Source organism: Arthrobacter pityocampae, assembly GCF_002927275.1.
Taxonomy (GTDB): Bacteria; Actinomycetota; Actinomycetes; order Actinomycetales; family Micrococcaceae; genus Arthrobacter_D; species Arthrobacter_D pityocampae.
The window spans coordinates 254627-279701 of record NZ_PRKW01000001.1 but is presented as its reverse complement, the minus strand read 5'-3'; the positions used below and the strand labels follow the sequence as shown (position 1 = coordinate 279701).

Here is a 25075-nt window from a genome sequence, read left to right as displayed (position 1 = left end):
CACTCTGGTGCTCCCCGGAAGCCTCGCCTACACCACGTTCCGGTGGGACCCTGCGACCGGGACGGTCGAGGACATCACGGCGGAGGAGGACTTGCAGACAGAGTCCGCCGAACCCGTGCCGACGCCCGAGGCGACCGCCACGCGGACGCCCGAGCCGACCCGGAAAGCGGCACCGACGCCGACTGCTACCGCCAGCGTCATCCCGACGCCGACCGCACCAGCCGAGCCGCCATCTGGAGCCGAGGAGATCGATCAGGTCTCCGCCCAGTCGATCGGAACGCATCCGGCAACACGAATCCTCCTGATCCTCCTGCTCGTCGGGCTCGGAGCGGTCTACTACTCGAAATTGCGGGCGGGCGGACGGGTCCCGAAATGAGGCTTTCGCCGTCGCGAGGACTAGGATGAGCGGGAAATTATGGTCTCGTCTTCCAGCTGGGGGTCTTTCACGTGCGCGTAATGCTGCTTACGCATTCCTACGCGCCTGAACACAGCCCCCCTCAGCGACGGTGGACGCAACTTGTCCGGTCGTTCAGGTCTGCGGGCTGGCAGGTCGACGTCGTCACCCCGGTGGCCCATGCGCCGCACGGTCGGCGCACGCTGCCGCCGAGGATCGCAGGGCGTCCCTTCCTGGCTCACCGAGGTGAGTTCGGAGAGACCGTCCGTCGCGTTCCATATCTCTGGCACAGGACCACGCGCATCGGGCGGCTCATCAACCACCTGCTCTCGGCCGCGATGTCCGTGCCGGTCGCGGCGATGGGGCCGCGCCCCGACGTCGTGATCGTCACCGTGCCGAGTCTCCCCATTCTCGGCGCCGGCTTCGTGGTGTCGCGGCTGCTGCGGCGCCCGCTGGTCGTCGACATGCGAGATGCGTGGCCGGACATCGCACGGGACGCAAGGATCGTCCGCGGCAATGCCAAGAGTCTTGTGGAGCTCGTGATCATCGCGATCCAGGTCCGCGCGGATCTCGTCGTCACTGTGACCTACGGGTTCGCCCACACCCTGCGCGAGCGTGGTCTCAAGAATGTCGCCACGGTCACGAACGGGATCGATATGGCAGTCATCCGCGCCCTCGATCCGCCTCCCAGCCGTCAGGACCGGCTGGAGGTGCTCTACCTCGGGAACCACGGTGAGAGCCAGCGACTCGACGTGCCCATTCGTGCTGCCGCCCTGGTGGGGCAGGGAATGCGCCTCACGCTCGTGGGCCATGGTGTGGAACGCAACCGCCTGATGGCGCTGGCTGCCGAACTCGGCGCACCCGTCGAGTTCCACGCCCCTATCCACGGTCCCGAGATCATGGATTATTACGAGCGGGCGGACAGCTGCATCGTCACGCTCCGCGACGACTGGAAATCCTTCGACACCACCATTCCGTCGAAAACCTACGAAGTACTGTCGGTGGGTCGGCACGTCACGGGAATCGTGAAGGGGGAGGCCCGCACCATCCTCGAAGATGCAGAAGCCGGGCATGTCGTTGCCTCCGAGGTCAAGGCTGTGGCGCACCTCTGGCGGACGCTCGCCGAGAACCGGGAACTGCTGAGGGTTGGTGAGAAGGGCAGGGCCTGGGTGAAGAACAACGCGAACGTCCAGGCGCTGGGAGAGGCCTACATCGAACTTCTCCGCGAGGTTGCCCGGGAGAGCCGCGCATGAGGGTGGCTCGGCTGGTGGGCAACGTCCGCCTCGCTGCTTCGGCCGCGGTGGTCCATCTCAGCGATGACCCGGTACTTCTGGTCCTGCAGATCAGCCGCCGGATGCCTGCGCGTCTCGTCCGCCGGATAGCGGGCACTGCCGGCCGGTTGGCGGCAGTCCCGGGGGTGAATCTGCCCGTCGCTGAGGCCCTGTCCGCTCAGCTGCTCGGACGAATTTCCTTGCTCCGGTCCGTCCTGACGAGATCCTCCACTGCGCCCGTCACAGCCGGCGTGGCACGTCGGCTGGCCGATATCGCTCTCGCCGCAGGCATGACCGATGAGGCGGACGCTCTGCTCGGCCTTGCCGGGCCCGGCAGCGCCACCGCAGGAGTCCGTGCCCGGCGGCTCTGGTACGACGGCGACATGAGCGGCGCCGTGCACATATTGCGGCAAGCGGGCCGCACGCGGCATGCCGAACGGCTCGCAGGGGAAGTGCGGGTGTTCGAAGGGTGGCACCCTACGCTCCGAGCAGTGGAGGGGTATTTACCCGAGGAAGACACCGTCCTTCATCTGCTGACCAACTCGCTGCCCCACACGGGGAGCGGGTATGCCCAGCGCACTCACTCCCTCCTCAAGGCGCAGAGCGAGAACGGCTGGACGGTGCATGCGGCTACCCGTGTCGGCTACCCGGTCCAGGTCGGGAAGCTCCTCGCCAGGGCTGTCGATGAGCTCGACGGCGTCAATTACCACCGGTTGCTCCCGGTGCCCATGGCACGGGGGTTCGACCGCCGGATCCAGCAGCAGGCCGAGGAACTGCTGCGGCTCGCCCTGGAGATCAAGCCTGCGGTTCTGCATACCACCACCCCCTTCGTGAACGGGATCGTGACCGAGCAGGTGGCCCGGGCTCTCGGTATCCCGTGGGTGTACGAAGCCCGAGGTCAGCTCGCCGATACCTGGGCGGCCAACCGGCCGGCACGCGTGAAGACGAGTGAACGCTATAAGCTCTTCACTGATCGTGAAGCACAGGTGATGCGCAAAGCCAGCCTCGTGGTGACATTGGGTGAGGCTATGAAGCGGGGAATCATGCGCAGCGGCGTACCACAGGACCGGATCCTGTTGAGCCCCAACGGTGTGGGCGAGGAGTTCCTCGACGAGCCCGTTTCCGCCCCGGCGGCTCGGGAACTGGTCGGGCTTCCGAGGGAAGGCGTCTTCGTCGGCACGGTCAGCAGCCTGGTGGACTATGAGGGATTGGACACCCTGCTCCGAGCCGTAGCGTTGCTCGCTCCCACACACCCCGAACTCCGCTGCCTGATCGTCGGCGATGGCAGCGCGGCACCTGCCCTGAGGTCCCTCGCGGAGGAACTGAAGATCACATCCCGCGTGATCTTCACCGGTCGCGTTCCGCGCCATGACGCCCGAACCTTTCATCAAGCCCTCGACGTCTTCGTCGTTCCGCGCAGGGACCTCGAGGTGACGAATGCCGTCACGCCGCTCAAGCCCGTGGAAGCGATGGCCTGCTCACGGCCCGTGATCGCAAGCGACCTGCCGGCGTTGCGCGAGATCATCACACACGGCGTCACCGGCTTACTGGTGGATCCGGAAGACCCGGTTGCGCTCGCCGCGGCCATCCAGCACTTCCTGGGTCGTGAGGTGGAACGCGTCAACGTCGGGATACGTGGCCGCGAGGTAGTACTGGCAACCCGGACCTGGGCCCGTAACGCGTCCCTGCTCTCCGACGCATACAAGGAACTGGAGCTGTCATCCTGATGGTGGACGGAGTGAAGGACGAAGCGAGTCCCGATGTTGCAGGCGTCAGGGTGGTGCCCGTCTCCACTCAAGGATTACTGCGGATCGGCGCGCGACCCGGCCTTGCCGAATATCTGAGGCAGATCTGGCGCCACCGCGCATTCATCGTCTACGACGCCCGCGCGCGGGTCAGCAGCGGTAATCGCAGGGATCGTCTGGGGAGTGCCTGGATGATCCTCAACCCGGTCCTCAACGGCCTTACGTACTACCTCATCTTCGGTCTGCTGCTCAACACCAGCAAGGGCATCGAGAACTTCATCGGCTACCTGATCATCGGTGTGTTCCTCTTTCAGCTCAGTGCTCGGGCCATCACCAACGGCGCGCGTTCCATGCAGGTCAACAAAGCCGTCATCCAGGCCTTCAACTTCCCGCGTGCCACACTGCCGATCTCCGTGAACGTCCGCGAGATCCTGGCATCTGTCCCCGTGCTCATCACCATGCTGATCCTCGTCCTGCTCTTCCCCCCGACCGAGGACATCACCTGGCGCTGGGTCCTTCTGATACCCGCCCTCTTCCTCCAGTCAGTCTTCAACCTGGGCGTCGGGCTGATCCTCGCCCGGATGATCTCGCGGATCAACGACATCACCCATCTTCTGGGATTCGGCCTGCGGGTGTGGATGTACGCCTCCGCGGTGTTCTTCTCCTATGAACGTTTCATCGACCACCCCCGACTTCTGGCGATAGTGGAACTCAACCCCCTGTTCAACGTCCTCGACATCGTCCGTGACTGTGTCCTCTACGCAACCCTGCCCTCCTGGGAATCCTGGGCCATCCTCTCGGTGTGGGCCTTCGGCATGCTGGCCCTGGGAATCGTCTTCTTCTGGAAGGGCGAGGAATCCTATGGCCGGGAGTAAGTACCGCCACAGCGACGGCGTGACCCGGCCTACGGTCGTGGTCAGGGACGTCAGTATGCGCTACCACGTGCCGTCCACCGAGGCGCAGCATGTTCCGGGCAGGGGAGGGCCGAGCAGTCTTGCCCGGAAAGTTCTCGGACGGGCGCCTCTTGTCCCCGTCGATGCCCTGAACCGTCTCTCCCTCGTGGCGGAGCATGGCGAGTCCATCGGTATCGTAGGGCGCAACGGGTCGGGCAAAAGCACTCTCATGCGGCTCATCAGCGGACAGAGCAGGCCGACCGGCGGAGCCGTCTACGCTTCGAGTGTCCCGGTGATGCTCGGGGTCAACGCCGCGCTCGTCCCGGAATTGTCGGGCGACCACAACATCGTGCTCGGATGCCTCGCCATGGGGCTGACGCGCGCGGAGATCGACGACAAGTTCGCTTCGATCGTGGACCTGTCCGGCCTCGAGAAGGCCATCCACCTGCCCATGCGGTCCTACTCCTCGGGGATGTCCTCCCGGCTGCGTTTCGCCATTGCTGCCAGCGTCGATCCTGAGATCCTGCTGATCGACGAGGCGCTGAACACGGGTGACGCTCAATTCCGGGAACGCAGCAAGGAACGGATGGACGAACTCCGGGCCAAGGCAGGGTCCGTCTTCCTCGTGAGCCACAGCCTCAGCACGATCAAGGAGATGTGTACGCGGACCCTGTGGCTGGACCGGGGGGACCTCCTGATGGACGGGGATCCTGAATCAGTGACCCAGGCGTACCTCGAATACACGCGGCACCTCACCAAGGGGAACAACGAGACTGCTGCCAGATTGCGTGATGAAGCGCGCGGTTCCCTGACGGTCACCGAGGTCGAAGCCCGCGAGTCAAGGCGCAGGCGCGCATGAGCGGCAGGGGAGGCGCTGTATTGATCAGTGTCCGACGCGCGCTCTGGCATCTGCGGCACGGTGGGGTCCAGCAGTTGAACGCGTGGATCGCCAGGGGGGAAGCAGAGCGTCGCCGTGCCGTCCCCGGCGGGCTACGCGGCGCCGAAGGCGCCTGGAACGGGATGGGGAAGCGGCGTCGTCTTTCATTCGCGGCCGCACCGCCGAGCCCCAGGGTCCCTCGGCGAGGCGACGTTCGCGTAGGGGTCATTCTCGACGAGTTCTCGTCCTCGGCTTTCGCTTATGAGTGGACCATCGTGCCCCTCGATCCGCGCCACTGGTCTGAACAATGCCGCAGCGGTGGCCTCGACTTCGTCTTCGTCGAATCGGCCTGGGCGGGAAACAGCCGCCTGTGGCGCGGCAAAGTGGGCGGACCCGCGGGCCCGTCGCCGGAGTTCTATGACCTCATGACGTGGTGCCGCGAGCACGGGGTGCCAACGGTCTTCTGGAACAAGGAGGATCCTCCCCACTACTCCGACTTCCTTCAGGCCGCGAAGCTCGCCGATTGGGTTTTCACCTCGGACGAAGGCCGCCTGGCGTCATATCGCGAGGACCTCGGCCACGACCGGGTGGCTGTCCTGCCCTTCGCCGCGCAGCCCGCCATCCACAATCCCGTGCGCCCGTCACAGGGACATCACAGCCGGGATGTTGCCTTCGCCGGCATGTACTTCGCCCACAAATATCCTGAGCGTCGGCAGCAGCTGGAGTTCCTGCTGGGTGGGGCGATCGACGCATCGGCCGGTATGCGTCACGGGCTCGAGATCTTCTCCCGGTTGCTGGGTGGTGACGCGGACTACCAGTTCCCACCGCCGCTCGCCGGCCGGGTGGTCGGCTCGCTCGGATATGACCAGATGCTGACGGCCTACAAGGCCTACAAGGTGTTCCTCAACGTCAATTCGGTGGTCAACTCACCGAGCATGTGCGCCCGACGCATCTTCGAGATCTCGGCCTCAGGGACACCGGTGATCTCGGCTCCCAGTGCCGCGATTCCTCAGTTCTTCTCATCCGACGAAGTCCCCGTGGCCACGACGCAGGCCGAAACCTCGCACCTCGTGCGCTCCCTGGTCCGTAACGCGGAACTCAACGACCGCACCGCCCATCTTGCGCAGCGCCGGATCTGGATGAACCACACCTACGCGCACCGCGCTGAAACCGTCGTCTCAGCGGTCGCCCCGGACAAGAGCCTTGGCCTCGACCGCGCTTCGATCTCGGCACTTGTGCCCACCATCCGACCCGGCCAACTGGAGCACGTCTGCCGCATCATCGGCAGCCAGGAAGGCGTCAGCCCGCAGCTGGTGCTTCTCGCTCACGGGATCCCGCTCGCCGAGCGGGAGGTTCGCGCCGTCGCCCGCGATCACGGGATCGAGGACGTCGTGTTCCTCGCCGAACCGTCGGACACCACCCTCGGCGAGTGCCTCAACCGCTGTGTCGCAGCGGCCGAGGGGCAAGTCCTCGCAAAGATGGACGATGATGACCACTACGGCCCGCAGTACCTGAGCGATCAGCTGTTCGCGTTGCGATTCTCTGACGCGGATGTTGTCGGGAAGCAGGCGCACTACATGCACCTCGTTACGTCGAATGCGGTGATCCTGCGATCGGGGGAGCGGGAGCACCGCTTCACCGACTTCGTCATGGGTCCCACCATCGTGGCCCGGGCGGAAGTGTTCCGAGACATTCCGTTCAAGCGAATTCCACGCGGGGAGGACACCGCATTTCTGCGGACTGCTTCCGCCGCCGGCGGCTCCATCTATTCGGCGGACCGCTTCAACTACGTCCAGACGCGGAACGGGTCCGGCCACACCTGGCAGATCGACGACTCCGAGCTGCTGGCGACCAGCGAGCTGAAGTTCTACGGAAGGCCTTATGAGCATGTCGATATCTGACTCACTCCACAGCGGAAACGGACAGGCCGACGTCGTCGTGGTCGGACTCGGGTACATCGGCCTGCCCACCGCCGCCATCCTCGCCACCACAGGATTGAAGGTGGTGGGTGTGGATGTGAATCAGGAGACGGTCGACGCCGTCAACAACGGGCAGGTTCCTTTCGTGGAGCCCGATCTCGGGATCCACGTCGCCGGGGCCGTGAGCCAGGGGGCGTTGAGCGCCACAACGCTGACCCCGCAGGCCGGCGCCTACATCGTTGCGGTCCCGACGCCGTTCAAGGCGGACAAGACCGCGGACCTCTCCTATATCCGCGCCGCTGCTGAGGGAATAGCGCCTCAGCTCAAGGGCGGGGAGCTGGTCATCCTCGAGTCCACGTCGCCCCCCGGCACCACCCAGCGCCTCGGCGAATACCTCCTCGAGCTGCGGCCCGATATCAGCCTCGATGGGCTGGACGGCAAGCCCGTGGTGCACCTGGCACACTGCCCCGAACGGGTGCTTCCCGGCCGGATCATGATCGAAATCGTCACGAACGACCGCGTTGTAGGCGGTCTGACACCGCATGCATCCGAAGCAGCCCGGCAGCTCTATCAGTCGTTCTGCCAAGGCGAGATTCATATCACGGATGCGGCGACAGCCGAGATGAGCAAGCTGGTGGAGAACGCCTATCGGGATGTGAACATCGCGTTCGCCAACGAGTTGAGCATCATCAGCGAGAATCTCAAGATCGACGTCTGGGAGCTCATAAAATTGGCCAACCACCACCCGAGGGTCAATATTCTCAGCCCTGGCCCAGGAGTGGGAGGTCACTGCATCGCCGTAGATCCGTGGTTCATCGTTGCAGCAGACCCGGAGAACTCGACGCTGATCCGCACGGCCCGCGAGGTCAACGACAGCAAACCGGGCCACGTCGTGGATAGGGTCCTCAATGCGATCGGAAACGTCGCCGAGCCGGTGATCGCCTGCCTCGGACTTGCGTTCAAGGCGAACATCGACGATGTTCGCGAGTCACCGGCGGTGGAGATCGTCCAGCGCCTGGCATCCGCAGCACCCCACGCCCAGCTTCTGGTGGCGACGCCTTTACGGACTAAAAGGGATCTACCCTCAGTCGTCTCAGGAATTGCCAATGTGGAACGGTGCGAAATGCAGGACGCCGTCGACGCGGCAGATATCGTGCTGCTACTGGTGGACCACGATCGCTTCAGGGACATTCCAGACAAGAGCCTGAGCGGAAAAATAGTGATCGATACGCGGGGATTTTGGGGGAAGAAGAATGTTTGATCCAGCGAGCTTCACGAGTGATGCTCCAATATTGCCGGCCGGACGACACTTCGCCGTGACGTGGAGCCTGCCGACCGAATTCGCAGGTCGAACGAACGCCATGCTTCACAGGTCTCGGGCGTTCGCCGCAAACGGCGGGCGGCCCGTCGACATTCTCACCTTTGATGACTTCCGCGACTACTCGGCCATCCGGGATCAGCTGTTGACAGAGGGGTTTCTGTCGGAGGGCACCTCTGTACTGAATCTGTGGGAAGATCTGCCGGCGCTGGCCGATGCCCTCGACCGTGATGCCGATCAGGAGTATGCCAGTTTTTCACCTCTAGCGACCTGGGCGGGCCCCGTCGTCGATCTAGAGGGTCCTCATGCACGACGTGCTCGCTACTCGGAGGACGGGACACTTCTTCAGATCGACCACTTCCGCTCGGATGGATCGCTGCTCGTCTCCGATCGGCACGATGCGCGCTCCAAGGGCACTCACGGCGGGCGTTCCCTCACCCTTTGCGATAGTGACGGCATTCCTGTTCGCCATTATGGCTCGTCGTGGGGTTTGTACCGCGAGTGGCTTGACAGCCTGGTCGGTGAGACACCCGCCTGGTTCGTCGTCGATAACAAGAACACCGCCAGGTTCATGTCCACGTTCCGTCGGGATACTGCAGTTGTCCTTTACGTCATCCACGAGTCCCACCTAGAGTCCTGGACCGAGGGCTTCGCCTCCACGATGACTCGTTCCGCGCAGGAGGTCTTCCCGCTCCTCGACCGCTTCGACGGCGTGATCTATCTGACCGAACAGCAGGCGTCCGATGTTCACCAGCGGTACGCGGACATCGGAAACTCGTTCGTGATCCCGATCAGCAGGAGCATCGCAGTCGAGCCGCCCGCCACAGCGCGACGGTCCGCCGCCATCGGAATCCAGGCCGCTTCCCTGAATCGCCGCAAGCGCATTGATCACTCGATCCGCGCCGTCCAACGGGTACACGAGTCTTTGGCCGGCACGGTCCAACTGAACGTCTTCGGTGAGGGCACCCAGCGCGAGGTCCTCGAGGAGCTGATCAAAAACTTGGCAGTCGAGGACGTCGTGAGACTGCGGGGCCATAGTAAGGAAGTCAGACGGGAATTCGACCTCGCATCCTTCTCGCTGTTGACAAGCACCTCCGAGGCCATGCCTCTGGTCATTGTCGAATCGATGGCGGCGGGTTGCGTCCCGATCGCGTACGACATACCCTACGGCCCGGCGTCCGTGATCGACTCGGGAGTCAACGGATTCATCGTCGAGTACGGGAACATCTCAGAACTTGCCGACTGCATCAGCGCTTTCGTGACGTTGCCTGAAGATGAACGGGCTTCCATGCGAGTTGCCGCGATTCAGCGTGCACAAGCGTTCGCGGACACCGCAATTGTTCCACGTTGGGCGAAGGTCATGCAGGACGTGTGGGAGCGTAAGTACGCGCCGTCCTCGCCATTGGACGTCGACGTCGTTTCTTCCGACTACATCCTCGAGGCAGGCGGACAGATGAAAATCAGCCTCCTCGTCGATTTGGAGGCACCGGACGACCGCGACTCTGTGCGTCCTGACTTTTTCTGTGCATTGCGACCACGCAAGCAGCAGGATTTCTTCCGTGTTCCGGCGGTGACAGTGGTGGATAAAGGCGACGGACGGTACCACCTCGAATTCACCATCGGTGACCCATTACTGCATGCCCTCGCGCCCAGCACCGTTGATTTCTCACTCGAGGCGTGGCGGTACCCTGATTCCGTCAGCCGGAGGATTCCTCTGTTCGACCACGGCACGTCCCGTCAGATCTACGCGACACGGCACGGCAATCTGAGCATGGTGCTCAGGTGAACCGGTGATGGACTTGTCGAGATCAAACAATGAGAGGTACGACAAAGCTATGCTGCAACGCGACACCGATCCCCGCGCAGGCGTCATGCCTGACGCGTACCACTGCGCGGTAACGTGGGGCATCCCCTTCGACTACGGGGGTATGACAAGCGCGATGCTACGCCGCTCCCGGGCCTTCGTATCGGAAGGCGGACAAGACGTTGACATACTCACGTTCGACTACCAGTCCGATTATCTGGACATCGCCTGTGAACTCGAAGTGAGCGGCGAGCTCCTGCCGGGTATGAAGCTGCGGAATCTGTGGGATGAGTTGCGATCTTTGCCCGACGTCGTCCTATCCGCGGCAGTCTCCGCCCCACGTGTGAATGGAGAGTACCTGGCCATCGCTCCCGAGGAGGGTGAGACCGAGACATTCTCCGGAAAATTCCGCAGACGCGTGCGGTACGGTAAGTCACGGGACGACGTCCTTCAAATCGACTATCTGAGAACCGACGGATCGGTATATGCCTCCGATCGTCGGGATCTGGTGGAGCGCGGTACCGAGGGGGGACGGCTCATTTGTCTGTGCAACTCGGCCGGTGAGCCCGTTGCCGCATGGAACCAAATGTGGCCTTTGTATCTGTACTGGCTCGACACTGTGGTTGCTGGCAGGGAGACCTTCATGATTATCGACAGTAAGACGACCGCCAATTTCCTCACTCGCTACCGCAGACCGAACGTCATCACCATGCATCTCGTTCACAATTCACATATGGCCGCCGGCGCAAAACCCCCGTTCGGGCAGCTGAGCAGTGTTCGGCGCTACACCTTCGAGCGGCTGGAGTTATTTGATGCGGTGATCTTCCTGACTGCCGCGCAGCGAAAGGACGTCAACGAGGTGTATGGGGCGGTCAAGTCGACCGGCGTGGTTCCGAACAGCACAGAGCTCGTCCCTTTCGACCCCAACGAGGACCGCGCACCCGGTGTCGGGGTCATGCTCGCGAGCCTCAATGCCCGCAAACGCGTTCAGCACGCCATCGGGGCGATTGCATCTGCACGAGAAGCGGGGACAGATTGCAGCCTGACAATTTTTGGTGAGGGCCCGCACCGGGACCGGCTGGATCGGCTTGTGCAGGCGTCAAGAATGAATTCCCACGTTTGCATGCCCGGGTTCAGTGAGGCCGCACGCCAGCACCTATGGGCTGCGTCGTTCACACTGCTAACCAGCACTACGGAGGGTCTACCGCTCGTCCTCCTGGAGGCGATGAGCGGGGGATGCCTTCCTATTGCCTACGACATTCCGTACGGTCCAGCAGATCTGATCGACGATGGCGTGAACGGTTTCCTTGTAGAAGCGGGCGACGAGTCAGCGCTTGCCCGACGTGTTGCCGAGGTCGTCTCGCTGTCACCCGAGCGATCGCGCGCCATGCGTCAGGCTGCACGCGAAACGGCGGAGCGCTTCTCCGACAGTGCCGTTACCAGACAGTGGGCCGGCGAGATGCGCATCGCCATGGATCGCAAATTGGAGTCCAATGTCGCTGCGTCGCTGGTCACAAGTCCCTGATCAATTCATGGACTGATGCGCTGAAGCTGCGACATACGCAATCGCGCAGGGCGCCCTCCCTCCACAGGCTGATAGTGCCGAGGAAGCGGGCCCTGCGCGATCGTCTTCGGGTGGTGCCGACGGGTCACGGCAGCTCGACGTCGACCCGTATCATGTTGTGATCCGACGGGATGACACCTATGAAATTTCCCGCTGAATCAACGTTCACGACGGTCTCCCATTCCGAGACCCTCATCTTCGAGGTGAAGATGTAATCCAAGTAGGTCCCGTTGCCGTAGTCGTTCCGAGCATTTGCGAGGCGTTTGAATGCGTTGAAACTGTCATAGAAAGTCCCGATCCGGTGCTCCACTGTCGCACCGGAACTCGGCAGATCCGTGGCGTATGTGTTTCCCAGTGGATCGACATATCCAGCCGCCGTGATGACGTCGTACGGGACATTGGAGGGACTGGTCCATTTGTGAGAGTTGAGGTCGCCCGTGATGAGGACCGGAAGATCTTCTGGATTCCTCAACTTGATCTCGGCGAGCATGCTCCTCGTCTGCCGGTCGCGGAGCGCCTGATACTCCTCCCCACTTCCCAATTGCAGGTGCGCATTGGCAACGAGAAATTTCTTGCCCGTGGTCTTCTGCCTAAAGGTTGCCCACGCGACATACCGGTCATTCTCCTGGCCCGTGAGCGCTGGTAGGGCAAGCGATCCCTCGTTGAGCAGATCCACGGTCGTGCCGTTGAAGAGCAGCTTTGTTCCCTGCGACGCTCCCTGATACTGGTAGACGCAATTGGTCGGTGTGGCCTGATTGACGCAATTGTTTCGCTTCGTATTGGTCAGTTTGTACGGAGCACCGCTGGCAACTAAACGTTCGGCGAGGTCCTCGAACTGAGATATCCCGCCTGGCCGCGAATCGTCTTTCAGCCAGCCCTGAGACGCCTCCTGGACAGCCAGGACATCGGGAAGCTGAGCCTTGATGGTTGAGACCACCGTCGCTCGGCGATCCGCCCAAGGTAGCTCGTTGGGATCGCCGGCGAAGCAGTTGGCACACTTCACGTTATAGCTAGCGACTCGAAGCGGATTGTTGATCGGCGGCAGGACCAGCGTGGGGCTGGTCTTGGCGGTGATGGCGCTGGAGTACGGGCTGAGGCTTGTGGTTCCGTCGGCGGAGATCGCTGAGACGCGGAAGTAGTAGGTGGTGTTGGGGGTGAGGCCGCGGATGTCAGCGGTGGTGGTGTAGTACCGGTAGTAGGTGGCGCCGGACATGTCGGGCTTGGTGGAGAACTGGATGCGGTAGCGCGGTGCGTTGTTCCACGCGTTCCAGGCGAGTTTGATGCCGAACTCGCTCTGCTCGGTGAATTTCAACCCGGTCGGTGCGGGAGTTGCCGTCGGGGCAGCGGCGGTGGTCTTGGCGGTGATGGCGCTGGAGTACGGGCTGAGGCTTGTGGTTCCGTCGGCGGAGATCGCTGAGACGCGGAAGTAGTAGGTGGTGTTGGGGGTGAGGCCGCGGATGTCAGCGGTGGTGGTGTAGTACCGGTAGTAGGTGGCGCCGGACATGTCGGGCTTGGTGGAGAACTGGATGCGGTAGCGCGGTGCGTTGTTCCACGCGTTCCAGGCGAGTTTGATGCCGAACTCGCTCTGCTCGGTAAATTTCAACCCGGTCGGTGAGAGGGAATCGGTCTTCGTGCTCACCTTGACTGCATCGGAGTATGGGCTGAGCGCCGTTGAGTTGTCCGAGTCGAGAGCCCTGACTCGGAAGTAATACGTGGTGTTCTTCGTCAGCCCGGTGATCGTCGCGCTGGTCGTCCCGTACCGGTAATAGGTGGCGCCGGACATGTCGGGCTTGGTGGAGAACTGGATGCGGTAGCGCGGTGCGTTGTTCCACGCATTCCAAGTGAGCTTGATGCTTGTCAGTTCCTGAGAGGGTGAAGCAAGCCCCGATGGGGCAGTGCCAGTTGCTTGGACGATCGAGGGGGCCGAGACTAGGGGAGCCGCAGCGGCGCTTTGAGCGCCCGCAATGAGTAGGAGAATCAGCAACGCTGATAGGAAACGGATGGCTCTCGCCAAGACTGTAGCGACTGAGAAGGGGCTTTTCATGATTCCTCGTGGGCTAGGTATTCCGGAGGCACGCCAGATGGAGCGCAGAGAGACGTGTAGGAACCAAGGGGTGTGAATCAGCATGATCCGACGCCCTGGTGAGGTGGTAACCGAAGGCGGCCTGCGCCGCTAGTCGCGCCATGAAGCGATCTGGCGGGATAGACAGGTATTTCTCGAATCAGCACTTGAAAGGGGCCATGACGAGGCGAGATCCTCAAGTGGCGCAGACGAACGTCGGCGTGCCACGTGACGTGGAGGTCACGGGTGATGCTTCCTCGAGTACAACCAACAGGCTCAAGCCCTCGCTCGGGGCCATGAAGCGTATACATAGTGAGACCTCGCAGAACCTACATGCCCCCAGCGGGCATGACGCGATCATCCCACTGCATCAAGGACTGGCTTCGTGAACTGCGCTAATTCTGCCCGAATACTGAGAGCAAACTTCAGGACAACCTGAACTGGCTGGCGGTCAACGCCGTAGAAAAGACACCTGTATCTGACCTATTCATCGTGCTGTTCGATGGGAGCGATCGTCGGGAGGTCGGTGAAGAAGCTCTGCTGCTGAGGTAGGAGGACGCTCTGTCGGGTATCCGCCCGCTAGTGCGGAGGCGTCGCGGTTACCGGACCTTGAAAGGGGACTCGGAGAACCGGTGACGCCGGCATGAGCACCTACGAACTAGCGGCTTGCCGAGGTCCCACGGGATGTTCAATCACGCGAACAACGAACCACCCTGCATGTGAGCGCCTATCCAGCACGGCACCCGGCCGGCCGGATGGACCAAGACACTCTCTGGATGCAGCCGTGCAACAGTTCTCTAGAATTAGGCGACCGTCCCGATCGACTCCAAACCCCTTCGCTAGACCTGCGCCGGCTTCCGGCTGTCCTGCGTCAGCAACCTCCGGATCTCAGGGAAACTAGCTTGTCCATCATCAGCGCTTCCGTAAGAAGTTGCCGGAAATATCTGACTGCGTCGCGATCTCACAGGATACAATTCTGATATATGGGTGATAGTGCCGGCCAAAAATCACAAAAACAGCGGCGTCTGCATCCAGGAGCGCCTCCTGTTGATGCGGAACAAAGACTTTGAGCGTCGGCCATCCAATTACCAGCGGCGAAACACGCGATTTCCGTGTTGGCCGACCAGAAATCACAGGACAGAGCACTGACGGTAACGGTGCCCGATTGTGTATTCAGGGCTCCAGTGTTATACCGTGCGACGGAGCCTCTCTCATGTGGCGTACTGCAGCCGTTCCGGCCGCATCCATATCGTGCGCAGGCGCTCGAAAGTTGCAGGAATTACAAATGAATGATCCGAATTCAGGCTCGATTGGTACTTCCCCGAAGATCGGCTCTACCCGGGCGGGCAGGTCGAAACTGTTCTGCGTATGCTTTCGCACCCAGTGGACTTTGCTCCGCCGGACTGTGGCCGGGCTTCCGAACGCAAGACTGTGGGGAGGAATGAGGGAAGACCTCGTGACCATGCTCCTCGCACCGATGATGCTTCCGGTCTGGACATGGGCGCCAGGCATGATGAACACTTCCTGCCCGATCCAGACGTGATCCTCGACGACGATGGACCTCGAGTGGTTGAGCCGGTCGCCGGTGACTCCGTCATAAATGGGGTGCGAGTCATCCGCTCTAATTCGACAGTGATTTGCAATGAGGACGTCGTCGCCAATTGTGATGTCTTGCCCCTCCGCAGTATTCACTTGAAGGTCAACGCCGCAGTAAACGTTGTAACCAAAAGTGACACGGCAGTCCAAGCCAAGGCTCGTCCGGCCCCGGAAAAAAGCCCAATCACCGAGCGAGACATACGAGCCGTCCCGCTGAAAAGCAATCTGCCCGTACATTCTCGAATTTTCCCCGAAGACCACCCGGCAATTGGATCCCCTAAACTCGACAATACTCTGCCCGTTCGTCTTTGGACTTCCCTCGATGACATTTCCGTTTTCGTCGGCATACGGCCGTATTTCACTTCCACGTAGCAATACCGGCTTGATATCTGCCATTTTAATTACTCATTTCATTCGAATGTGGCGTTGATCCTTCTATGCCTCAATCGCCTCGCGGACTGAAGGGTCACCAAGTCTCAAAAACTGGCCTGGTACCCAAATAAGTCTCTCCGGGTCATGGGCAACTCGAGCATTACCGGGATGAAGCGCCATTAGATACGCCATTCGAGGGCGCGCACCATTCGCAGTACTCGAGTCCAGAGATCCTCGTTGCTGCCATGGATCGAAATTGGATGAAGATAATACCTTCCACCAATCTTTGGTGTTCCCGACTTGTGCATCAGCTTGTCGACCAATACTTCGGCCTGCTGATTTCTTCCGGCCAGCTTCACCGTTATCCTGACTGAGTCATCAACGAGATCGATAGCAATGGGGTGGCCCGCTATGAAGAAATCGAGAACGAGACAATTGGGTCGGTAGAACCAGACCTTGACGTTCTCGAATCGACATAAATTTACTTCGAGCAATTCTTTGCATAGGTACCCAAGCCGGTGACTGTCGCTGTTACCCGCCTCTGTCGACCAACTCGTCTGGCACTCGACCCCCCGAGAGACCATTTCGACTTTCGGATCCATTGACTCTAATTCCTCGCAGTTCGGATTCAACATGAGTCAAGCCCATGAGAGACACATCTTGCTCGACCCCAAGGATCACTCCAGAGACCCCCCGAATCTCGACGATAGCAGGAGGTGACGGTCACGATGACCTGAATCATCGAATCCATATCCATTTGAGGTAGCGCCCAGGCGCGGCCTCAGGCCCTCGGCAAGTAATCCCAGAATGTTTAGGACAAGCGGAACATTGTATTGCAAGGTCTGCGTGTGATTCCTGCACAAGTCTGAGGCAGTGCTGATAAAATTGAAATTAGAATAAGAATCCAGCCTACTTTGAACTGTGCTGAGGTAGTCTATGCAGTGAGGGTCGTAGGGCGACGTCAACAAATAGAAGTTGCGCGAACGCTCCGGATCTGCTGTGATCCTGTCGACCACAAGGCGATTCAGCCACTGAACATCAGAATCATCGCCTTTGCCGGACATAAATTCGATGATGGGGAATCGCTTGCGATTCTTGAGGTAATCGCCAATAGCAATCTGAGGCGATGAGGCGACAATGTTGGAACAGCCGGCCTCGATACCAACCATGATTGCCGCAGTGCCACCCTTGGACATGCCAACTGCCGTGCAATCGGTATCGTGTAAACCAAGGCTCCTCTTAAAAATCCGAATCAGTTCTACAACTGCTCTTTGTATCTCGAATCGGCGCTCGTGACAAAGGTAATAGGAGTACTCCGGCCCGAAATCATCGAAGACCCACAAGATATGGCTACGATTGTTGCTCAGGAGCGGCTTCTCATGTATGAAGTCCAACAACTCAGGCGATTTCCTGATTGAACTGAACACGATGATCAAGTGGCGCGTGTCTTTTCTCGCCGCCTGATATTCAAATCGGACGGGTATTCCGCAAAATGAATAAGGACTAGACGGAATCATGCGCAGAACCAGTCACATTCTCATGCGTAGACTTTCCGGTCACTTGCGTCCCACGACCTCGAATTGGTCTTCGATAAGAGAGGATACGGTGCTTGTCGGCACACAAACATCCGTAAATTGATTGCGAGCGAGTAACAAGTATGCGTCATGGTCGAACTTCGCAGACGGGAACTCGGCGGTTCCCAGCGCATTGAAACCCTGCTCGAGTCCTGTGCCACTGTTTTCCACCACCAACCCGTACTGACCGTCCAGCACCTCTCTTGGGCCGGGAACATCTGTGCTGATAATTGCCTTCTCTAAAATCATGGCTTCGAACAGCACCATCGGTTGGCCTTCGTGAAGCGACGGCAGTACAAAGGCGTCGCATCTCGCCAGGGCTGGGTAAGGATTGCTGCGCTGTCCTGCTAGCCACACGAATTCTGTAGCATCGAGATCGACGATGAGTCGTTCGAGATCGGGAAGCAGCGGCCCGGTGCCGAGGATCAGCAACCTAGCGGACGGTTCCTGTGCGTGATGACTGACGAAGCTTCTGATTAGTTTTGCATGATCCTTCTCTGGTGACATTCTTCCAATTGTCAGAAAATTCGTGCGAGCCCCGCTATACCATTCTTCGATGTCGGCGTCGAGAGGTGCGGCTGCCAAAGTGAGCACGGCTTCGGGATGGATCTGATTGTCTACATTCATGAACCCTAAGGGTTCCAACGAGAATCGCTCCGCTAGCGCATTCCGATTCTTTTCGGATACGGCGCGCGCGACGGACACGTAGCGGTCGTAGTGCGAATAGAGTCGGAACACTGCTTCCAACTCCGGGAACTTCATCTCCTCTTCATTCTTCATGTCGTTGTGGAGGTAGATGGTCCGCCGACCGTCCCCGGGACTGAAGGCGAGGAGCGACGTCCAGAACGCGCTGTAGCCATCGAATTCAATAATTGCATCGAAAGCCTTCGTCCCAAAAATGCGTCGATGCTCTCGCTCAAAACTCCTCTGGTATATAGTCCATTGTTCAGGCGATGCGAGGTCATATTGAGAATTGAATTTATTGACCACCCATTTTTCCTCAGGTGTGACGGCATGCACTCCAACCCTGCCGATTATTTGAACGTAGTCCGGCAGGGCGAAGAGATTAGCCGCGCGGAGCGCGTCCTTGGCCAGAACTTGCGGTTCGACAACTAGAACGAGGCGATATTTGTCAGGGTCAAGGCTATGGACTAAGCTACGGAATGACGTAGCGATTCCGTTCGGAATGAGCCCATGGTGGAAGAGAACTATTGTGCGCCCGTCTGGAGCGCGTTTTAATTCGATGGAATCAGGATCGTCTTCAAAGAAGAACCTTTTGACCCGCTCCGCGGAATTGCCATCTTCCTTCGGGCAGAATTTTTCCACGGCTTTCTCATAGACTTGATCGGGAGTCCAGTCACTCGCAAGACCGGCTGAAATTGCCACTTTGAGTTCGTCGGAATCTTTGCAGACATCTCCAGGCATGTCGTCAAGGTCAAAGTAGAGGCCTCGGTCAGTGGTGTACTGCTCAATGTCAAAAGCGTAGAACACCACCGGCTTCCGGGTTGGCAAGAAGTCGAAAAAGATACTCGAGTAGTCCGTGATTAGGAGGTCCACGACCATCAGAAGATCGTTCGTATCAATATGCGGAGGCACCACACTGACATCAAGGTTTACTTGTTGTAACAATGTCTCGGTCAGCCGATGCGCCCGGAAAACTAGGTGATGGTCCCGACTACTCATGTTGCCGAGATCCTCGTGAAGTTGGTCAAGGTCCACTGTGCGATTGTGAGTTTCGCCCCGCCAGGTGGGCGCATACAGCACGATAGGCCGATGATCTGACTCCGATATCCCCAAGGCTGTTCTCAGACGCCGTCTTTGGTCGTCGTCGGCTGCAATGAGTCGATCAATTCGAGGCGATCCGGTTATTGCTATCTTTCCCTCGAAGATCGCTTCGATATCGTGTCGGGCGATCAATGCATGTGAGGTGTGCTCGTTTGGGCTCATTATGTGTGTACTTTGCACAAAATTGCGGGCGAGGTTTGCATGAGCTACAGGACCTTGTTTCATGTCCTTTCCCAATGTCTTTAGCGGTGTCCCGTGCCAAGTATTCAGGTAACCCTGTCCATCTTTGCGGATAAAGTAGGGTGGAAATGAAACGTTGTTCACCAAATATCGCGCAGTGCTCAAGTAGCGCTTGTATGCATCGGTATGAAGGTGGACGCATGCGACGTCGGCCCGTTCAGCGACCTCGGCGGGAATAGTGGTTCCAGGAATGGTTGCCCACACGTGAAGCCACCCGTCGAAAGTAGGATCGGCCACGACACGGCGAAAGATGGCAAGTGGATGACATCCGATGGATGCACCATGGTTGCTTTCCCAGAGGATCACATTGGGTGTGATCGCCAAGGATTCGAAGAGATCCGTGTATTCGATGCTATTTTTAGATTTTGAAGATTTGAGGTATTTGTTGATATCAATGCCGTCTGAGGTGTTGAACAATCGCGCTTCGATGAAAGCGCGTGCGGCGGACTCGTGATCGCCGGCCTTCGCAATCGAAAAAGCCCGTAGTTCTCGGAGCTTTGAGTCAAAAAGTTGCGATTGTCTGACGGCCACGGAAAGTTCCTCACTAGCCGCTTCCCAATCTCCCGCTGCAAGCGCCATATTCGCAGCATTCTTTGCGTGGCTTAGGGAACTGGACATGGTGCGGAATGCGTGCGAGTTCTTCACGAGGTTGGTGAGGTAAGTACGCTCGTTCTCCGGACGTGCCATCTCGGCCGCAGCAATTACGTGCTGATCGTCCATCGCACTGATGAACGTAGCCGTCGCGTCGGTAGTGGCACCGGCGTGTGTCAGGCAATATGCCGACCTATAGGCCCAATATTTTTTGGAGGTGTCCAATTTGTGTGCATGTAGATAAGCCCGAGATGCGTCGATCCAACGTCCTGTGCGCTCGTACGAGAGACCCAGTTTGTAGTGCCAATAAGGGACATCACTGCGAAGGACTATAGCAAATTGATAGTTCTGAACAGATTCTTCCCAACGGTGGCATCGATCAAGTGCAAGTCCGATCCTGAAGCGCACTTCCGCGTTCTCGGGGGAATGCCGGGCTGTTTCCTCATAGGCGCGCAAAGCATCTTTCCAGCGCCCACGGTTCTGAAAGAATGCTCCGATTCCGAGAACCTTGGAACCGAGCGTGTGGTCCGAGGCCATAGCGCGTTCGTAGGCGGACTTTGCTCCCGCGGTGTCGCCCTGCAGTTCCCTACTGTGGCCCTCAAGGAAGTAGTCTTCTGAGTTGCCCGGTCGAAGTGCTGACGCTCTGCTGAATGCATCTGCAGCCGTCTGGTACTTCTTCATCCCGTATGCGGCCTGGCCCAGAGCACTTTGCCAGTCATACTCAATCGCGTAAAGTGCGGAGCCTGCCTCCAACACCGCAAACTGCTGCCATCTAGGAGCTTTTTCCGCCCGAAGGGTATTGAGGCGCTCCCGAAGGTCGTGTGCTATTGGTTGGCGATCATCTGGGTGTGTATTGAGGGATTGGTTGCGGTACGCATTCTCCGTACTTGAAAGCTTTGCCGCCCACCGGTCATGCCCGGGCTCGAGCGCAACAGCATTCCGGTAATGCTGGATGGCCTGAGTCACAAGTCCTAGCCGTTGGTAGACGAAGCCAAGGCGATACTGCCAGCGCGCATTTTGTGGGTCAATCTGAAGAGCCTGCGCGAAAAATCTGGCCGCGCCAGTGAGGTCGTTCTGGTGAAGAAGTTGGTGTCCTCGATCGAAATAGTATTGGGCGGTTGTGTTCGGATTTCCGTTTTGACCTGTTGCCACTGAGCGTTCTTCCGTTCCGTCTTGTTCGCCCTTATTCAATGCGGAATCGTTGGTTGATGTATTGTGCCGGCTAATTTTGGGGCGCCTTTCGGAAAGCGGAATTCTTGGCCTGCAGCGTCGGTTGTTGCGTCCATTGCACTAGCAGTGCCCGTCCAAACGGAAAATCGGATGCAGTTCGACTAATGGGCGAGAATAGACTGAAAATTGGTGTGGAGGGTTTCAGTGGCAAGGGTGTCAACCACTCGCTGCGTCGCGGAACCGTTGCACATGGGCGCGTATGTCTCGACAAATGCCCGGTACCGCTCGGCGTAGCGGATTCTGACGGACGGCAGCGACTTGATCGCGTTCACGACGTCGGAAGTGGTCATGAGCAGCGGACCAGGGGCCTGCTGCTCGAGATCGAAGTAGAACCCCCGCGTGGAATCGCGGTACTGCGCGATGTCCGGGGTCAGGAAGATAATCGGCTTTCCGGTCACGCAGAAGTCGAACATGACCGACGAATAGTCGTTGATGAGGATGTCGGCGGCGAGATACAGATCGTTCACCTCGGGATACTCGGTCACATCGATGACGAAGGGGTTGCCGGCGGTCTGTCGCTGGCCGGCGATGTTGTGGTGGCCTCGCAGCAAGAGGACATATTCGTCGCCCAGCTGCTTCTGTGCAGCTTCGAAGTCCAGATAGGTCACCAGTTCGTACTGCTTGGACGTGTTCTTGGCGTCATCGCGCCACGTTGGCGCGTACAGGATTGCCTTCTTGTCTGCGCCGATTCCGAGGAGATCCCGGACAGCCGTGCGTCGATGTCCGGCATCAGGCGTCTTCAGGGAGTCGTTGCGCGGATAGCCCTCGGCGATGACCGGTCCGGTGAAGCCGAAGCAGGTGGCCAGCACGTCGGCCGCATACGGGTTCTGAGCGAGGAGTGCGTCCCAGTAGGTCGCCTCCCGATGCATGAGGTTCCAGTAGGACAGCGAGAAGTTGGTCCGTGCGACGTCGTTGCCCAGCTTCTTCAGCGGTGTGCCGTGCCAGGTCTGGATGTAGGTCTGGCCCTCCCGCTTCCGGAAGTAGAAGGGGAAGTTGTTGTTGTTGACCAGCAGTTTCACTTCGGCCAGGAGCTCGTACCACAGCCGCGACCCGATGAGGACGGGCTGCGCGCCGTCCGGCACCGTCACCGAGTAGTCGGCGATGGCCCAGTACATGTCGCTGGCGACCCCTCGGCGTTGGAACTCTTCGAAGATGCGGCGGGTGCTGTCCGTCGCCCGTCGCCCGCCGAAGCACATGAAGAGGACTGCGTCCCGCAAGGGCAGGTCTGCACGTGCGGTGGCGTCCCTCAAGGATTGTTGGTTGAACCGGCCGAGCTCTCCGGATGCCAGCGGGGGTCGGATATGGACGGTCAGTGCCCCTGCCACCGCTGTACGGCTCAGCCCGACTTCGAGGGCGTCGCGAAGCTCGCGCGAGGGCATGGTGCTCTGCATGGCCGGGGCAGCCGGGATCCAGTACCCCACGTTGTCCTCGGACTTCTGTGGGATGTAGCGCACACTGTATGCGCCCGCTTCGGGCACCAGTTCCTCACCTCCCCACGGGGTGGACATGAGCGGAAAGCGGACGATGAAGCGATTGCTGCCTTGATTCCTCGTCACATTCAGGGACACCTGGTCGGCCTCGATGACGGACTTGCCGCTGGAGAGGACCAGGCGGGGTGCGTGGATGCTCGTGAAATCGGCTGTTCCCTCGAGAGTGAGGAACCGGCCGTCGTCGGAGACGGCCACGCCGTCTGCCTCGACGCGATAGCGGCGCTCCTCTAGCGCCAGGAAGCCGTAACCGCTGAGTTTGAGACGCAGCCGACGAGTCCGGTCGTGCTGATCCTCGAAGGCCACGCTATCGGGTCGCCAGGCGATGGGCTGGGGCGTCTTGAACCCGCTATCCAGTCGCAGGTCCCACTGGTGCTCAACCCGGGGCGAGGCCTCGGCCGACAGGCGTGGGATAACAAGGCGGTAGTCCGCGACGTTCCCGCGCACGTCGACGCAGACGGCGGTCTTCCTGATGGCGAGCTTCGCGCACTCGACCGTGATCTTGGATGCCAGCGGAGCCGAGTGAGCTTCCACAGTGATGGTCAAGGTACGCCCCTCGAGCGCGACGTTCGTGGCCGAATACATCGGCGCTACCCGGATGAGCGTCAGCCCGGTTCCGGATTTGAACTCGACGGCGATCCGGCGCTGCCCATCGATGGCGGAGATGGGCACCGTGCCTGCCGCCCCGGTCATCTCCCGGCGGGTCACGGGCGATTCCAGGACGCGATCATGGGCCGTGAGGCGCAGCTTGATCCACCATGAGGTCGCTCCTGAATCGTCGGCGAGCAGCATCGACGGATCGATGCGGGTCGAGAAACCGCTGTCCGCGTAACTGGTCCAGTTGTCGTTGGCTTCCCAGTCGATGCGAGGGTCCCGGTGTCGGTCGACGACGAGCGTGCGAACCTCGGTGCCGTCAGGATCCATGACGACGGCCTCGATCTTCAGCCCGGCGCCCAGCGGATCGATCGATGGGATGTATGCATGCCCAGTGATTGCGAGGCTGCCGTCAGCTTCCCAAGCGAGCCCGGTGATCTTGCTCGTGATCTTCAGATCCACGTCCTGGCAGGAAAGCAGGTCCTCTGTCGGCTGCTGTGTCAGGTCGCGCAGATACGGCGGCTGTGCGAGAACCGCTCCCTTGTCGAAGATCGTGGCGAAGGTTGATCCGAGATCGCTGCGCGAACTGCAGATGGCTACGACATCGGCACGGTTGTCGTCGAGGACCGCGGCGAGAATGAGCCGGTTGTGCAGGCGGATTTCCTCCCACGCAATGGGTCCCAGTGTCGCCAGTTCCTGTGTGCCATTGACCAGGAGCGACCAGTGGGCGTCGTCCGTGCGGGGGACGACCTCGTAGAACGGAAAGAGGTCTGTGCCGATCAGACGCGTGAGCAGGTGACCCATCAGTTCCGGGGAAGCCTCGGTGGATTCTGCAGTCAGGGTCCGAGTCATCCGCAGGAGGTATTCGCCGAGGGTTTTCGTGCTGCATAGCTGGTCCCGAGTCAGGGTGTCACCACCAAGATCAGCCACTACATCACTGACCTTGCGGGGAAGCAGGTCGATGGTTCCCGCTCGTTGGTAGGCGGTCCGAATGAACTCGGCCTGCCACAGTTCGCCGTCGGTTTCGATTTCCGCTAGTGCCTCCAACCAGAAGGACCTCGAGAAGACTTTATTGCTGAGGTACAGGTCGCCGGCGATTCCCGGGGAGTGTTCGAGCGTCGTGGTCAGGTTCTCGGTCCCGTGAACGGCGGTCTGCGCAGCCGGCGTGACGAACTTTGCGCCTTTCCGTACCCCGACCGTGCCGACCGCTAGGTCCGACCGGGAGATCTTGAGGGACTTGACCGCATTGTCCAGAGCCCCCGGCGCGAGCACGTCTCCCGCGCTCAGGGACATGACCCAGCGCGTCGTCGTCGTTTCGACTGCCAGGTGGCGTGCTGCCGCTGCGGAAAGGCCCGCCGCCGCTTGGAAGGTGACCCGGCCGTCCCGCTTCGTGTACGTAGCGGTCTTGCTGGCAATGGAGTCTTCGCCGGTGATGTCGATCACGACGATCGCGACGGGTCCGAATTTTTGCCGAAGGACACTTTGGAGCGTGCTGGCCAGATCTTGCGCGGCATCCGAGACGACAACACCGACTGCGATGACTGGCTTCTGCGCCGGGACGATAGGGCGCGCGCTGCCTGAGGCGAGCGTCGATACCCGGCGCTCCACCTTCGCCGCATCAGCCGGATGGACGGCCTGCTTCAACTTGGTGCGCTGTTCCGCCGGTAGTTTACGCCACGCAGTCCGCAGTTGTCGTTCAGCGATCCGACGAATGCCGGAGACTGCGTCGTCGGCGGTGGTCCAACGTGCCATAAGTCGA

Annotated in this window: 15 protein-coding genes; 9 read left to right on the top strand and 6 right to left on the bottom strand. The window is 60.2% G+C overall.

Going from position 1 to position 25075, the window contains the following annotated elements; all coding sequences use genetic code 11:
* The first annotated feature begins 7 nt into the window (after nucleotides 1–7).
* The 9 genes from C4K88_RS17285 (at nucleotide 8) to C4K88_RS01370 (ending at nucleotide 11746) form a co-directional block, all read left to right on the top strand.
* Complete coding sequence (locus C4K88_RS17285) at nucleotides 8–376, top strand: hypothetical protein (protein WP_167398946.1); 369 nt, start codon at nucleotides 8–10, stop codon at nucleotides 374–376.
* Between the two features lie 80 nt (nucleotides 377–456).
* Nucleotides 457–1647: a glycosyltransferase family 4 protein gene (locus C4K88_RS01405; RefSeq protein ID WP_104119845.1), complete on the top strand. Its 1191-nt coding sequence runs from the start codon at nucleotides 457–459 to the stop codon at nucleotides 1645–1647.
* Nucleotides 1648–1661: 14 nt separating this feature from the next.
* The gene (locus C4K88_RS01400; protein ID WP_241521652.1) at nucleotides 1662–3392 is read left to right on the top strand and encodes a glycosyltransferase family 4 protein; all 1731 of its coding nucleotides are present in this window, start codon (nucleotides 1662–1664) and stop codon (nucleotides 3390–3392) included.
* Nucleotides 3392–4285: an ABC transporter permease gene (locus tag C4K88_RS01395; RefSeq protein WP_104119843.1), complete on the top strand. Its 894-nt coding sequence runs from the start codon at nucleotides 3392–3394 to the stop codon at nucleotides 4283–4285. Before C4K88_RS01400 ends, C4K88_RS01395 begins: the two co-directional genes overlap by 1 nt.
* A complete protein-coding gene (locus C4K88_RS01390; RefSeq protein ID WP_167398945.1) occupies nucleotides 4272–5162 on the top strand; it encodes an ABC transporter ATP-binding protein in 891 nt (296 codons plus the stop codon). The genes C4K88_RS01395 and C4K88_RS01390 overlap by 14 nt, the downstream gene beginning before the upstream one ends.
* Nucleotides 5163–5455: 293 nt before the next feature.
* The gene (locus tag C4K88_RS01385; protein WP_306418591.1) at nucleotides 5456–7081 is read left to right on the top strand and encodes a glycosyltransferase family protein; all 1626 of its coding nucleotides are present in this window, start codon (nucleotides 5456–5458) and stop codon (nucleotides 7079–7081) included.
* Nucleotides 7068–8360 carry a UDP-N-acetyl-D-mannosamine dehydrogenase gene (gene wecC / locus C4K88_RS01380; protein ID WP_104120283.1) on the top strand — a complete coding sequence of 431 codons (1293 nt, stop codon included), beginning with the start codon at nucleotides 7068–7070 and terminating at the stop codon, nucleotides 8358–8360. The genes C4K88_RS01385 and wecC overlap by 14 nt, the downstream gene beginning before the upstream one ends.
* Complete coding sequence (locus tag C4K88_RS01375; RefSeq protein WP_104119841.1) at nucleotides 8353–10203, top strand: glycosyltransferase; 1851 nt, start codon at nucleotides 8353–8355, stop codon at nucleotides 10201–10203. The genes wecC and C4K88_RS01375 overlap by 8 nt, the downstream gene beginning before the upstream one ends.
* A 49-nt stretch (nucleotides 10204–10252) precedes the next feature.
* Nucleotides 10253–11746: a glycosyltransferase gene (locus tag C4K88_RS01370; protein ID WP_167398944.1), complete on the top strand. Its 1494-nt coding sequence runs from the start codon at nucleotides 10253–10255 to the stop codon at nucleotides 11744–11746.
* Between the two features lie 124 nt (nucleotides 11747–11870).
* Here the strand turns inward: C4K88_RS01370 and C4K88_RS01365 are convergent, their stop codons facing one another.
* From C4K88_RS01365 to C4K88_RS01340, 6 genes are all read right to left on the bottom strand, one after another.
* Entirely contained in the window at nucleotides 11871–13769 is a 1899-nt protein-coding gene (locus C4K88_RS01365; RefSeq protein ID WP_167398943.1) for a fibronectin type III domain-containing protein, read from the bottom strand.
* 1251 nt (nucleotides 13770–15020) lie between these two features.
* Entirely contained in the window at nucleotides 15021–15839 is an 819-nt protein-coding gene (locus C4K88_RS01360; protein WP_104119838.1) for an acyltransferase, read from the bottom strand.
* A 155-nt stretch (nucleotides 15840–15994) separates the two neighbouring features.
* Nucleotides 15995–16417, bottom strand: a complete 423-nt coding sequence (locus C4K88_RS17050) for a hypothetical protein (protein ID WP_146065578.1) — start codon at nucleotides 16415–16417, stop codon at nucleotides 15995–15997.
* 75 nt (nucleotides 16418–16492) lie between these two features.
* Entirely contained in the window at nucleotides 16493–17251 is a 759-nt protein-coding gene (locus tag C4K88_RS17045) for a hypothetical protein (protein ID WP_146065577.1), read from the bottom strand.
* A gap of 120 nt (nucleotides 17252–17371) precedes the next feature.
* Nucleotides 17372–21196, bottom strand: coding sequence for a CDP-glycerol glycerophosphotransferase family protein (locus tag C4K88_RS17040; RefSeq protein WP_146065576.1), 3825 nt, complete (start codon nucleotides 21194–21196; stop codon nucleotides 17372–17374).
* 140 nt (nucleotides 21197–21336) lie between these two features.
* Nucleotides 21337–25068 (bottom strand): bifunctional glycosyltransferase/CDP-glycerol:glycerophosphate glycerophosphotransferase, encoded by a 3732-nt coding sequence (locus tag C4K88_RS01340; protein ID WP_104119837.1) that lies wholly within the window; start codon nucleotides 25066–25068, stop codon nucleotides 21337–21339.
* Between the last annotated feature and the right edge of the window lie 7 nt (nucleotides 25069–25075).

What these genes read in the sequence shown, in the direction of transcription:
- C4K88_RS01405 (WP_104119845.1), top strand. Translation starts at nt 457, where the DNA reads ATGCTGCTTACGCATTCCTACGCGCCTGAACACAGCCCCCCTCAGCGA.
- C4K88_RS01395 (WP_104119843.1), top strand. Translation starts at nt 3,392, where the DNA reads ATGGTGGACGGAGTGAAGGACGAAGCGAGTCCCGATGTTGCAGGCGTC.
- C4K88_RS01390 (WP_167398945.1), top strand. Translation starts at nt 4,272, where the DNA reads ATGGCCGGGAGTAAGTACCGCCACAGCGACGGCGTGACCCGGCCTACG.
- wecC (WP_104120283.1), top strand. Translation starts at nt 7,068, where the DNA reads ATGTCGATATCTGACTCACTCCACAGCGGAAACGGACAGGCCGACGTC.
- C4K88_RS01375 (WP_104119841.1), top strand. Translation starts at nt 8,353, where the DNA reads ATGTTTGATCCAGCGAGCTTCACGAGTGATGCTCCAATATTGCCGGCC.
- C4K88_RS01370 (WP_167398944.1), top strand. Translation starts at nt 10,253, where the DNA reads ATGCTGCAACGCGACACCGATCCCCGCGCAGGCGTCATGCCTGACGCG.
- C4K88_RS01360 (WP_104119838.1), bottom strand. Translation starts at nt 15,839, where the DNA reads ATGGCAGATATCAAGCCGGTATTGCTACGTGGAAGTGAAATACGGCCG.
- C4K88_RS17050 (WP_146065578.1), bottom strand. Translation starts at nt 16,417, where the DNA reads ATGGATCCGAAAGTCGAAATGGTCTCTCGGGGGGTCGAGTGCCAGACG.
- C4K88_RS01340 (WP_104119837.1), bottom strand. Translation starts at nt 25,068, where the DNA reads ATGGCACGTTGGACCACCGCCGACGACGCAGTCTCCGGCATTCGTCGG.